Annotated in this window: 12 protein-coding genes and 1 pseudogene; 7 read left to right on the top strand and 6 right to left on the bottom strand. The window is 69.5% G+C overall.

What is annotated here, in order from left to right:
- Nucleotides 1–282 precede the first annotated feature (282 nt).
- Nucleotides 283–969: a GntR family transcriptional regulator gene (locus tag PUR53_RS29885; protein WP_329910225.1), complete on the top strand. Its 687-nt coding sequence runs from the start codon at nt 283–285 to the stop codon at nt 967–969.
- Nucleotides 966–2,282 (top strand): MFS transporter, encoded by a 1,317-nt coding sequence (locus PUR53_RS29890; protein WP_329901767.1) that lies wholly within the window; start codon nt 966–968, stop codon nt 2,280–2,282. Before PUR53_RS29885 ends, PUR53_RS29890 begins: the two co-directional genes overlap by 4 nt.
- A 49-nt stretch (nt 2,283–2,331) precedes the next feature.
- Here the strand turns inward: PUR53_RS29890 and PUR53_RS29895 are convergent, their stop codons facing one another.
- Complete coding sequence (locus tag PUR53_RS29895) at nt 2,332–3,156, bottom strand: maleylpyruvate isomerase family mycothiol-dependent enzyme (protein WP_329901766.1); 825 nt, start codon at nt 3,154–3,156, stop codon at nt 2,332–2,334.
- Nucleotides 3,157–3,389: 233 nt separating this feature from the next.
- Here PUR53_RS29895 and PUR53_RS29900 point away from each other — a divergent pair, with 233 nt between their 5' ends.
- Nucleotides 3,390–4,184, top strand: a complete 795-nt coding sequence (locus PUR53_RS29900; protein ID WP_329910226.1) for a carbon-nitrogen family hydrolase — start codon at nt 3,390–3,392, stop codon at nt 4,182–4,184.
- A gap of 21 nt (nt 4,185–4,205) precedes the next feature.
- Here PUR53_RS29900 and PUR53_RS29905 read toward each other — a convergent pair whose 3' ends face one another.
- Entirely contained in the window at nt 4,206–4,700 is a 495-nt protein-coding gene (locus PUR53_RS29905) for an LURP-one-related/scramblase family protein (RefSeq protein ID WP_329901764.1), read from the bottom strand.
- Nucleotides 4,697–5,707, bottom strand: a complete 1,011-nt coding sequence (locus PUR53_RS29910) for a helix-turn-helix domain-containing protein (RefSeq protein ID WP_329901763.1) — start codon at nt 5,705–5,707, stop codon at nt 4,697–4,699. Before PUR53_RS29910 ends, PUR53_RS29905 begins: the two co-directional genes overlap by 4 nt.
- A gap of 51 nt (nt 5,708–5,758) precedes the next feature.
- On the opposite strand from PUR53_RS29910, the gene PUR53_RS29915 reads away from it, so the two are divergent.
- Entirely contained in the window at nt 5,759–6,154 is a 396-nt protein-coding gene (locus PUR53_RS29915) for a cupin domain-containing protein (protein WP_329901762.1), read from the top strand.
- Between the two features lie 159 nt (nt 6,155–6,313).
- On the opposite strand, the gene PUR53_RS29920 is transcribed toward PUR53_RS29915, so the two are convergent.
- From PUR53_RS29920 to PUR53_RS29930, 3 genes are all read right to left on the bottom strand, one after another.
- Nucleotides 6,314–6,550: a DUF6458 family protein gene (locus tag PUR53_RS29920; RefSeq protein ID WP_060886086.1), complete on the bottom strand. Its 237-nt coding sequence runs from the start codon at nt 6,548–6,550 to the stop codon at nt 6,314–6,316.
- Nucleotides 6,551–6,704: 154 nt separating this feature from the next.
- The gene (locus PUR53_RS29925) at nt 6,705–8,003 is read right to left on the bottom strand and encodes a M18 family aminopeptidase (protein ID WP_329910227.1); all 1,299 of its coding nucleotides are present in this window, start codon (nt 8,001–8,003) and stop codon (nt 6,705–6,707) included.
- Between the two features lie 143 nt (nt 8,004–8,146).
- On the bottom strand, nt 8,147–9,973 hold the full coding sequence (locus PUR53_RS29930; protein WP_329910228.1) for an acyl-CoA dehydrogenase: 1,827 nt from the start codon (nt 9,971–9,973) through the stop codon (nt 8,147–8,149).
- 149 nt (nt 9,974–10,122) lie between these two features.
- Here PUR53_RS29930 and PUR53_RS29935 point away from each other — a divergent pair, with 149 nt between their 5' ends.
- From PUR53_RS29935 to PUR53_RS29945, 3 genes and pseudogenes are all read left to right on the top strand, one after another.
- Nucleotides 10,123–10,617: an SseB family protein gene (locus PUR53_RS29935; RefSeq protein ID WP_060886089.1), complete on the top strand. Its 495-nt coding sequence runs from the start codon at nt 10,123–10,125 to the stop codon at nt 10,615–10,617.
- Between the two features lie 307 nt (nt 10,618–10,924).
- Nucleotides 10,925–11,164: pseudogene (locus PUR53_RS29940) on the top strand (pirin family protein); the annotation flags it as partial.
- A 63-nt stretch (nt 11,165–11,227) separates the two neighbouring features.
- Nucleotides 11,228–12,199 carry a pirin family protein gene (locus PUR53_RS29945; RefSeq protein WP_329910229.1) on the top strand — a complete coding sequence of 324 codons (972 nt, stop codon included), beginning with the start codon at nt 11,228–11,230 and terminating at the stop codon, nt 12,197–12,199.
- The last annotated feature ends 43 nt before the right edge of the window (nt 12,200–12,242 follow it).

A 12,242-nucleotide genomic window follows, 5' to 3' on the forward strand; every position in this document is an offset into this window, starting at 1 on the left:
GGCGGTAATCAAGTCAAGTACCCCGATTGCGTCAAATGTCTGTGGAGCGCGGCCACTTGGGCACCTGTTGCGGGCAAGCAGGGCCGCTTCTCGTGTGACAAGTGAGTAGCACAAAAGGTTGTGCTCTGGGTGAGGTGGGGGTCAATTCGAGTCCATCTCACAGTCTTTTGACGGGTTCACAGTGGGTTAGCGGTGGGTTCGAAGTGGGCTCGGGCGCGGGCGTGCCGTTCCGGATCGTGGACGGGAACGGCAATGCGTACGTGTTGTATCTATGCTGTGGGCATGCCCTCCGCCCCAGCTCCCGCCGCAGCCACCGCCACCGGCCCCTCCGTGAAGCAGCCCCCCGCCGCCGACCGTGTCTACGCCCACGTCAAACAGGGTGTGCTGGAGCGCCGCTATGAGGGCGGCACGTTGCTCACCGAGGGCGAGCTGGCCGAGGCGGTCGGCGTGTCGCGGACGCCGGTGCGGGAGGCCCTGCTGCGGCTGGAGGTCGAAGGGCTGATCAAGCTCTACCCGAAGAAGGGCGCCCTGGTGCTGCCCGTCTCCGCCCAGGAGATCGCGGATGTCGTGGAGACCCGGCAACTGGTCGAGGAGCACGCCGTCCGCAAGACGGCCCCGGCCTCGCCGCAGCTGATCGAGCGGCTGGAGAGCCTGCTGGAGCAGCAGAAGGCGCAGGCCGCCGCCGGGGACCTGGCGGGCGCCGCGGTGACCGACCGCTGCTTCCACGCCGAGATCGTCCGCAGCGGGGGCAACGAGATCCTCTCCCGCCTGTACGACCAACTCCGCGACCGGCAGCTGCGGATGGGCGTCGCCGTGATGCACGCCCACCCGGACCGCATCACCAAGACGCTCACCGAGCACGAGGAGATCCTCCAGGCGCTGCGCACGGGCGACGCGGAGGCGGCCGTGGAGATCGTGCACCGGCACGTGAGCTGGTTCTCCAACCTGGCACGGGGGGAGGTCCGTTGAGCCGCCCCGCCATATCGTCGTCCGCCGGGTCCCTGCCCGGAGACCCGCCCGGCGGCCGTCGCGCCCTCGCCGTCTGGGGTGTGGGCGTCTCCGTCTACTTCGTCGCCGTCATCTTCCGTACGTCCCTTGGCGTGGCCGGTCTTGACGCCGCCGACCGCTTCCACGTGGGCGCCTCCGCGCTGTCGACCTTCTCGATCCTTCAGCTGCTGGTCTACGCCGGTATGCAGATACCCGTCGGCCTGCTGGTCGACCGGCTCGGCACCAAGAAGGTGCTGACGCTGGGCATCCTGCTGTTCACGGCCGGCCAGATCGGCTTCGCGTTGTCCCCGTCGTACGGCATGGCGCTGGCGTCGCGGGCGCTGCTGGGCTGCGGCGACGCGATGACGTTCATCAGTGTGCTGCGGCTGGGCAGCCGGTGGTTCCCGGCCCGGCGCGGACCGATGATCGCGCAGATGGCGGGCCTGGTCGGCATGGCGGGCAACCTGGTCTCGACGCTGGTGCTGGCCCGGCTGCTGCACGGGGTGGGCTGGACGGCGGCGTTCGCGGGCAGCTCGGTCGCCGGTCTGGTCGTGCTGGTCCTCACCCTGCTGTTCCTGAAGGACCACCCGGAAGGGCACGAGCCGGAGCCGTTCCCGCACCACGGCGCCGCGTATGTGCGGCGGCAGATCGTGGCGTCCTGGCGGGAGCCCGGTACCCGGCTCGGGATGTGGGTGCACTTCACCACCCAGTTCCCGGCGATGGTGTTCCTGCTGCTGTGGGGGCTGCCGTTCCTGGTCCAGGAGCAGGGGCTCAGCCGGGGCACCGCCGGTGAACTGCTCACCCTCGTCGTCCTGTCCAACATGGTGGTCGGACTGGTGTACGGCCAGATCGTGGCCCGGCACCACGCCGCGCGGCTGCCGCTGGCCCTCGGCACGGTGCTCACGACGGCGGTGGTGTGGGCGGCCACGCTCCTCCACCCCGGCGAGCACGCGCCGATGTGGCTCCTGATCGTGCTCTGCGCGGTCCTCGGGGCCTGTGGCCCGGCCTCGATGCTCGGCTTCGACTTCGCCCGCCCCGCGAACCCGCCGGAGCGTCAGGGCACCGCCTCCGGAATCACGAACATGGGTGGTTTCGTGGCCTCCATGACGACACTCCTCGCGGTCGGCGTCCTGCTGGACCTGACCGACGACAACTACGGCATCGCCTTCTCCGCCGTGTTCGTCCTGCAGGCGCTCGGCCTGAGCCAGATCCTCCGCCTGCGCGGCCGCGCGGCCCGCCGCGAGCGGGAACGCCTGGTGGCGAGCCGGGTGGAGACGGTGCACGTACCGGCGTAGGGGCCGAACCACCTCAGCAGGGACCGAGCAGTGCTTTCGGACCCGGTGGCTACACGGTCACCGCGAACGCGCGCAGGATCGCCGCGATCAGGTGGGGGTCGCCCTCGGCCTTGATGCGGTCGGCGACGAGGTCGGCGGTGACGCGGCCGCAGGCCAGGCGGACGTAGGTCTCCCAGTCGAGCGTGAGGGTGGCGGCGGGGCCGAGGGCGGGAGAGGTCTCCAGCGTGCCGCGGCCCTGGATGTCCACGCGGACGGTACGGATGAACTCCACCGGACCGTGCACGTCGAAGACGACGGCCGAACTGCGCGGTGCCTGCGCGTCCTCCGCGACGACCTTCGGCAGCACGGACAGCAGCTCGTCACGGACGACGTACGCGCCCGGCGAGTCCAGGTTCCCCGGCTGCCCCAGCGCGGCGCGCAGGTCCTGCTCGTGGACCCAGACGTCGAACGCGCGGTTCCGCATGGCCTGTTCGAGGGTCAGCTCCGTGCCGAGCGGGCCCCGCACCTTGTGACTCGGATCCCGTGACTCGTTCCGCAGCTGTCGGTTGCGCCGGATGATCGTGTACTCCAGCTCGGAGGTCATCTCCGGCGCGGTGTGGTGACGGCGGGCGTCGACCTGCATCTCCATGTACCGCTGGTGCTCGGTCCGTACGTGGTACAGGTCGCGCGGCAGGGTGTGGATCGGCCGGGGGTCGCCGAGCATCTCGCAGTCCAGGCCGATGACGTGGGAGACCACATCGCGCACCGACCAGCCCGGGCAGGGTGTCCGGCGGTTCCACTCGCCCTCCACGAGCGGCGACACCAGTTCGGATATCGCGTCCACGGAGTGGGTCCAGGCGTCGGCGTACGGCTGAAGAGTGGGATGCAGACTCACGGAACGGGACCCCTCGGGCGGTCGGTACGTGTCAGTACGGTCGGTACGTGTCGGCTACGTGGGTGGTGGTCTTCGTTGGGGGCGTCGGCGTTGACGGCGTTGAGTAGGTCGTCGGCGGCTGTCAGTGGGTGCTGTGAAACGTTAAGTTACGCTGCTGTGAGGCACCCCGGCAGTGCTTTCGTGTGACGATCGTAGGCCGGTGTGGACAGCTCGAATGCCAGGACGGTGGTACTGTGCGCGCCTCGCTCATCCAGATCGGCGTAGACGAGGACGAATCGGTCGATTCGCGCAGGCGGCGGGTGGCCTCGCTGGTACGGGACCAGGCCGGCGCCGATCTCGTCGTCCTCCCGGAGCTCTGGACCACCGGCGCATTCGCGTTCGAATCCTTCGCAGAGGCGGCCGAACCGCTGGAAGGGCCCACGTACGAGGCGATGGCCAAGGCGGCGAGTGACGCGGGCGTCTGGCTGCACGCGGGTTCGATCCCGGAGCGGGGCCCCGACGGAACCCTCTACAACACCTCCCTCGTCTTCTCACCGTCCGGCGACCTCGCCGCCACCTACCGCAAGATCCACCGCTTCGGATTCGACAAGGGCGAGGCCGTGCTGATGGGCGCCGGCGCGGAGCTGGTGACGCTCCGCCTCCCGGACACGACCATCGGCATCGCCACCTGCTACGACCTGCGGTTCCCCGAGCTGTTCCGGGGGCTCGTCGACGCGGGCGCCGAGATGTTCGTGCTGTCGGCGGGCTGGCCGGAGCGCCGACGCTCCCACTGGACACTGCTGGCGCAGGCACGGGCCGTGGAGAACCAGGCCTACGTCCTCGCCTGTGGAACGGCCGGTACGCACGCGGGGGTTCCCCAGGCCGGTCACTCGATCGTGGTCGATCCGTGGGGCGAGGTCCTGGGGGAAGCCGGCCCGGGCGAGGAAGTCCTCACGGTCGACCTCGACCCGACGAGGGTCGCGACCACACGCGAGCAGTTCCCGGCGCTGAAGGACCGGCTCCTGGGGCTGGACACACCGCGCCGCTGAGCCCTGCGGGCGTACGTCCCGTCAGTCGTCCTCCCGCTCCCGCTCCGCCAGGTTGATCACGCACACCGTCACGGCGATCAGCAGGGCCGGGTCCGCGTCGTCGCGTACGACGTCGAGGCCGTAGGTCTCGCGGACGCGCAGCCATCTGCGGGAGATGTGCGCGAGGAGCTCGCCGTCGTACTCGATGACGAACTCACGGTCGAGGATCTTTCCGCTGACGTCGAGTTCGGTGCCGTCCGCCAGGGAGACCCGGAAGTGGTTGCGCAGGAGGGAGAGGCGTTTGCGGCGGACGGTGGCGAGGGGCTCCCCGCCGCGTTCGACGACCATCGTGTCGCGCAGCGCGAACATCTTGCGGCGGATGTCGATCAACACCTCGCCCCGGGTGTCCTTCAGCTCGAAGGTGTCCCGCAGCCGCATGGCCTTGCCGTCGACGAGGAAGGCCTTCCGGCCGTTCTCGTCCTCGATCCAGTAGTCGTCACCGATGCCGAGGATCCGGTCGCGCACAAGGAATCTCATGCCTTGAGGCGTTCCCCCGGGCCCGCTCCGAAACGTCGCCTGTAGGCCGAAGGGCTCAGCCCGGTCTCCTGGCGCAGGCGCACACGGAGGTTCGCGGCGGTCCCGAGCCCGCTGCGCTCGGCGACCACGTCGAGACGCGCCTCCCCGCGTTCGATGAGCCGTCGGGCCAGGGTCACGCGTTCCCCGTTGAGCCAGGCCAGAGGTGTCGTGCCGAGCTGGCTGCGGAAGCGGCGGTGCAGGGTGGCGGGCGAGACGGCCGCGCGGGTGGCGAGGTCCGAGACCGTGAGGGGGGCGGCGAGGCGCTTCTGGGCCCAGGCCAGCACGGGTCCGAGGGACTCGTCCGGGATGTGCGGAACGGGCCGCTCCACGAACTGCTGTTGCCCGCCGTCGCGGTGGGCCGCGAACACCAGCCGTCGGCTCACCGCGTTGGCCAGCTCCGCGCCGTGGTCCCGGCGCCAGATGTGCAGCCCCAGGTCGAGCGAGGCCGCGCTGCCGGCCGAGCTCAGCAGGTCGCCCTCGTCGACGTAGAGCACGTCCGGTTCCAGCCGGACCTTCGGGTGCAGCTGCCGGAATGTCTCCGCCCAGCGCCAGTGGGTGGTGGCCCGACGGCCGCCTAGCACCCCGGCCTCCGCCAGCGCGAAGGTGCCGGTGCAGAAGCTCACGATCCGCGCCCCGCGCGCGTGGGTGCGCCGGATGGCGTCGAGCACGGCGGCCCCGCGCGGCACGACGTTGTCCGGTCGGCCCGGTACGACGAGGGTGTCGGCGTCGTCCACGGCGTCGAGCCCCGCCACCCCGGTCATGGTGAAGAACCCGTGGTTCATCCGGGCCTGGGCCCCGGGCGTGCACAGCGTCACCTCGTAGAGCGGCGCGGGCAGCCCCAGCTCGGGCCGGGGCAGCCCGAACAGCTCGGTCGCCACGCCCACTTCGAAGGGGTTGGTGGCCTCGTCGACGACCACCACGACACGGTGCGGACTCGGCGGAGGGTGCTGCGAGGATCCTTTCGGCATGTGCGATTCCTAGCACTCGTACGGTGGTGCGCACACACCGACGATGACTTCATGGAACCCACCGCACCCATCTCCCTGGCCGAGGCGCTGTCTTCTTTCGACGCCCTGTGGAGCCCCCGCATCGTCACCACCGTCAATGACTACGACGTCCGTGTGGCCAAGGTCGAGGGCGACCACCTCTGGCACGTCCACGAGAACACCGACGAGTTCTTCCTGGTCATCGAGGGCGAACTGCACATCGGCCTGCGCGAGGCGGAGAGGGAACGCACGGTCGTCCTGCCTCGGGGCTCGGTCTTCACCGTCCCACGAGGGGTCGAGCACAAGCCGTACGCCCCGTCCCCCGCCTCCATCCTCGTCATCGAACCGAGCGGTACGAGTACCGTCGGCGACCGGCACGACGAGATCCCGGACCATGTGGATGTGACCACGGGGCATGCGCTGAGCTGACCGTCCGTCCGGCTGAGACGCCCACCAGCAGGACTCGGGCGTGCCGGTCCGGCTCACGGAGGGTGGGGCGGACCGGCTGCCGCTGGTGCCGATGGGGATGGACGAGGGCGGCGATGGAGTGTCCGTCGGGGCCGCCGCCCCCGCTGCTCGCCGGGAAGGTCACACGCCGCCGTATCCGTCGCGGCTGTGCCGGCCTTCGTCGATGACCGGAGTCGAGGGCGGTACCACCACGCGCCTCCGCTTGGCGATGCTGCTGAACGTCGCGACCCCGATGAGTCCGACGATCATGAAGATGACGCCGACCAGGTCGAGGTTGACCCCTTGCATGTCCCAGTCGGTGGCGAACGTGAGGATGGCCCCCACCGCGATCAGAATGATGCACCCGCCCAGGCCCATGAGTGTTCCTCCCTGTGTCCGGTTGGGTCGGCCGGTCGTTCCGGTCGTTCGGTCCTACCGGTTGACATCGGGTACCCGGACAGGCCGCTCAGTAACAGCCGTTGGGGGCGGGACGGGGCCGGGACGGGGCCGGGGCGGGTGCCGGGGCGAGGAGTCAGCCCTCCAGGAAGGCTGTCAGGGCGTTCGCCAGGAGGTAGGGGTCCTTCGCGCCGCACAGCTCGCGGACGCTGTGCATCGAGAGGATGGCGACGCCGATGTCGACGGTGCGGATGCCGTGCCGGGCGGCGGTGATGGGGCCGATCGTGGTGCCGCAGGGCATGGAGTTGTTGGAGACGAACGTCTGGAACGGCACACCGGCCTTCTCGCAGGCGGCGGCGAAGACGGCGCGGCCCGAACCGTCGGTGGCGTAGCGGTTGTTGACGTTGACCTTCAGGATCGGGCCGGCGTCCGCGCGGGGGTGGTGCGTCGGGTCGTGGCGCTCCGCGTAGTTGGGGTGGACGGCGTGGCCGGTGTCGGAGGAGAGACAGACGGAGCCGGCGAAGGCCCGTGCCCGGTCCTCGAGGGAGCCGCCGCGGGCGAGGACCGAGCGCTCCAGCACCCCGCCGAGCAACGGGCCGTCGGCACCGGTGTCGGACTGGGAGCCGTTCTCCTCGTGGTCGAAGGCGGCGAGGACGGGGATGCAGGGGAGGTCGTCGCCCGCGCCGGCGAGTGCGGCGAGTGCGGCCGTACCGGCGTGCACGGAGAGGAGGTTGTCCATGCGGGGACCGGCGAGCAGTTCGTTGTCGCGGCCCAGGTAGGCGGGCGGTTCGACGGAGTGGGTCATCAGGTCCCAGCCGGTGACCTCGCCCGCGGGCAGACCCGCCTCCTCCTCCAGGAAGGCGATCAGGTCGCCGTCGCGGACGTCGTCGCCGAGGCCCCAGACGGGCTGGAGGTGACGCTGCTTGTCGAGCTTGAGGCCCTCCGAGGTGACCGTCCGGTCGAGGTGGATGGCGAGTTGGGGGACGCGCAGGAGAGGTCTGTCGACGTTGACGAGGCGGCTGGTGCCGTCGCGCAGGGAGAGCCGGCCGGCGATGCCGAGGTCGCGGTCGAGCCAGGAGTTCATCAGCGGGCCGCCGTAGATCTCGACGGCGACCTGGCGCCAGCCGTGGGCGCCGCTGTCGGGGCGCGGTTTGACCCGCAGATTGGGGGAGTCGGTATGGGCACCGATGATGCGGAAGGGGGTGTGGGGGTGGGCGCCCTTCGGGACGTACCAGGCGATGATCGCGCCCCCGCGCAGCACGTACCGGCCGCCCAGCGAGCCGTCCCACGCGTCGGTCTCCGAGACCTGTCGGAAGCCTGCCTTCTCCAGCCGTTCCGCGGCGCTCGCCACCGCGTGGTACGGGGTCGGGCTGCTCGCCAGGAAGGTCATGAGGTCGTCGGTGTGGCCGCGATCGAAGCGTGGGGGTGTGCGCATGGGGTTCACCTTAACGACGTACGAGGGCCCGCTCCCTGGGGACGGGAGCGGGCCCTCGTGGTGAGCGTGCGGAGGAGGGGGCGCCGGACGGACGGGCAGGGTCCGTCCGGCGCCACGACCGGGTGCGGCCGAAGGGCGGCTGTCTAGAACGCCGCCTCGTCCAGCTCCATCAGGTCCAGGTCGACACCCTCGGAGATCTTGCGGGCGAGGGTGACGCCCGGGAGGACGTTGGCCGCGAAGAACTTCGCCGCCGCGATCTTGCCGGTGTAGAAGGGCTTGTCCTTGGCGGAGGCCGTCTCCAGCTTCTCGGCGGCGACGGCGGCGCCCTTGAGGAGCAGGTAGCCGACGACGACGTCACCGGAGGCCATCAGCAGGCGGGTGGTGTTGAGGCCCACCTTGTAGATGTTCTTGACGTCCTGCTCGGTGGCGGCGAGGTCGGTGAGCAGGAGGCCGACGATGGCCTCCAGCTCGACGGCGGCCTTGGCGAGGTGCTCGCGGGCCCCCTCCAGCTGCTCGCCGCCCTCTCCGAGGGCCAGGAACTTCTTGATCTCCTCGGCGAGGGAGTTGAGCGCGGCGCCCTGGTTGCGGACGATCTTCCGGAAGAAGAAGTCCTGGCCCTGGATCGCGGTGGTGCCCTCGTAGAGAGTGTCGATCTTGGCGTCGCGGATGTACTGCTCGATCGGGTACTCCTGGAGGAACCCGGAGCCGCCGAAGGTCTGCAGCGACTGGGCGAGCTGCTCGTAGCCCTTCTCGGAGCCGTAGCCCTTGACGATGGGCAGCAGCAGGTCGTTCAGGGCCTCCAGGGCGGAGAAGTCCTCGCCGGCCGCCTCCTTGACCTGGATCTCGTCCTGGATGGAGGCCGTGTAGAGGACGAGGGCGCGCATGCCCTCCGCGTACGCCTTCTGCGTCATCAGCGAGCGGCGGACGTCGGGGTGGTGGGTGATGGTGACCTTGGGCGCGGTCTTGTCCATGAAGTTCGCCAGGTCGGGGCCCTGGACGCGCTCCTTGGCGTACTCCAGCGCGTTCAGGTAGCCCGTGGAGAGCGTGGAGATCGCCTTCGTGCCGACCATCATGCGGGCGAACTCGATGATGCGGAACATCTGGCGGATGCCGTCGTGCTTGTCGCCGATCAGCCAGCCCTTGGCGGGGTGGCGGTCGCCGAAGGTCATCTCGCAGGTGTTGGAGGCCTTGAGGCCCATCTTGTGCTCGACGTTCGTCGCGTAGACGCCGTTGCGCTCGCCCAGCTCGCCGGTCTCGAAGTCGAAGAGGTACTTCGGGACGAGGAAGAGGGACAGGCCCTTGGTGCCGGGGCCGTGGCCCTCGGGGCGGGCGAGGACGTAGTGGAGGATGTTCTCCTCCATGTCGTGCTCACCGGAGGTGATGAAGCGCTTGACGCCCTCGATGTGCCAGGAGCCGTCCTCCTGCTGGACCGCCTTGGTGCGGCCGGCGCCGACGTCCGAGCCCGCGTCCGGCTCGGTGAGCACCATGGTGGAGCCCCAGGTCCGGTCGACCGCGATCTGGGCGATCTTCTTCTGTACGTCGTTGCCCTCGTCGTAGAGGATGCCGGCGAACGCCGGGCCGGAGGAGTACATCCACACGGCCGGGTTCGCGCCAAGCAGCAGCTCCGCGTAGGACCAGATCAGGGAGCGCGGGGCGGTGGTGCCGCCGATCTCCTCGGGGAGGCCGAGCCGCCAGTACTCGGAGTCCATGAAGGCCTTGTAGCTCTTCTTGAAGGACGCCGGTACCGGGGCGGTGTTGGTCTCCGGGTCGAAGACCGGGGGGTTGCGGTCGGCATCGGTGAAGGACTCCGCCAGCTCGTTCTCGGCGAGGCGGGTCAGCTCCTCCAGGATGCTCTTGGCGGTGTCCGTGTCCATCTCCGCGAACGGGCCGGTGCCGTACAGCTTGTCGCGCCCGAGGACCTCGAAGAGGTTGAACTCGATGTCGCGGAGATTCGACTTGTAGTGCCCCATGGCGACGGCTCCGTAAGAGAGATCGGCGAGGCACTGGATCCTCGCGCTGGTTCACGTACCAACTAGTAGCTTGTGTGTCGATGATGCTACCCATCAGTAATAAGAAGCAACCCCGATCGGGTCATCTGTGACTCGTTACGCTTTGCCGCATGTACGGCTACGACCAGAGCGCCGGCCCTCAGCAGCAGTACGCCCCGCCGCCGCAGCAGCAGATGCCCGGGCAGATGCCCGGCGGCCAGATGGGGGGCGGCTACGGGCAGCAACCACCCCTGTACCCCGAGCCGTCCCCGCCCTCCCTCGCGGACGCGGTGCGGGCCTTCACCACCGGGCAGCTGGCGGCGGAGGACTTCCAGCAGGTCTTCGCGTCGTCGAAGGTGTACTGCCCGCGCGGCGACAACCCCGGGTTCCTGGCGCTGCACAACACCCAGCAGCCGGTGATCCCGATGTTCACCTCGCTCAAGGAGCTTCGCCGGTACGCCGGCAAGGAGTCCAAGTACTTCGTGATCACCGGTGCGGAGGTGATCGATCTGCTGCCGACCGGGTACGGCTTCGTCCTCGACATGGAGGGGGAGCACCGGATGGTGTTCGACGCGAAGGCGGTGGAGCAGATGGTGGAGTTCGCTATGCGGCGGATGTACGGGTAGCTCCGCTGGGCGGGCCGGGTGCCGGGTTCGGGGTGGTGGGTGCGTTTCGTTGCGGGGTGCGGGGCTGTGGGGGTTGGTCGCGCAGTTCCCCGCGCCCCTTGCGGGGCCGCGCTGAATCGTTTCTTCCGGGGTTCCGGCTCCTCTACTGTTCGCCGGTGACCGGGATCGTCTTCTCGCCGTTGGTCCGCTGGGGCCGACGGCGTTCTGCTGTGCGGGGTCGCGCGGGAATGCGACGGGGTCCGTGCGCTGTTGGGTCTGGCAGGAAGTTCAATAATCAACTAAACTGAGCGCACAAGGAGGTACCGACATGCCCGCAGTGACCGTCGAGAACCCGCTGATCCTGCCCCGTGTCGCCGCACCGACCGACGCGGTGGCCCGCCCGGTGCTCGCCGTGACGACCGCGCCCAGTGGTTTCGAGGGCGAGGGCTTCCCGGTCCGCCGCGCCTTCGCCGGGATCAACTACCAGCACCTCGACCCGTTCATCATGATGGACCAGATGGGCGAGGTGGATTACGCGCCGGGAGAGCCGAAGGACTCTACCAGTTGGGGGAGTATCCCGACGGATGCTCGCTGACCTGCGGAAACTTCCACCCAGAGGAGAGTCGGACTCATGCCTGCTGTAACTGTCGAGAACCCCCTGACCCTGCCGCGCGTGGCCGCGTCGGCGGATGCCGTGGCTCGCCCCGTGCTGGCTGTGACGACCGCGCCGAGTGGCTTTGAAGGTGAGGGTTTCCCCGTCCGGCGGGCGTTCGCGGGGATCAACTACCGTCACCTGGATCCGTTCATCATGATGGATCAGATGGGTGAGGTTGAGTATCAGCCGGGGGAGCCGAAAGGGACCCCGTGGCATCCCCACCGCGGCTTCGAGACCGTCACGTACATCATCGACGGGATCTTCGACCACCAGGACTCCAACGGCGGTGGCGGCACCATCACCAACGGTGACACCCAGTGGATGACGGCGGGCGCGGGCCTGCTGCACATCGAGGCGCCGCCGGAGCACCTGGTCATGTCCGGCGGTCTCTTCCACGGGCTCCAGCTGTGGGTGAACCTGCCTGCCAAGGACAAGATGATGCCTCCGCGCTACCAGGACATCCGCGGCGGCAACGTCCAGCTGCTGACCACGCCCGACGGCGGCGCGCTGCTGCGCGTGATCGCCGGTGAGCTGGACGGGCACGCCGGTCCCGGCATCACGCACACGCCGATCACGATGATCCACGCGACGGTGGCGCCGGGTGCGGAGGTCACGCTGCCGTGGCGTGAGGACTTCAACGGTCTGGCGTACGTGCTGGCGGGCAAGGGCTCGGTCGGTGCCGAGCGCCGTCCGATCCACCTCGGCCAGACCGGGGTCTTCGGCGCCGGCGGTTCGCTGACCGTCCGCGCGGACGAGAAGCAGGACTCCCATACGCCGGACCTGGAGGTCGTCCTCCTCGGTGGGCAGCCGATCCGCGAGCCGATGGCTCACTACGGCCCCTTCGTGATGAACACCCGCGAGGAGCTTCAGCAGGCGTTCGAGGACTTCCAGAAGGGGCGGCTGGGGACGATCCCGGCCGTGCACGGGATGTCTGAGGGCGGACTGTAGGGCTTGCTGAAGCTATATGCGGACGAGCCCAGCCCGGACAGGG

The organism is Streptomyces sp. SP18BB07 (assembly GCF_036322545.1).
GTDB classification, from domain to species: Bacteria; Actinomycetota; Actinomycetes; order Streptomycetales; family Streptomycetaceae; genus Streptomyces; species Streptomyces deccanensis.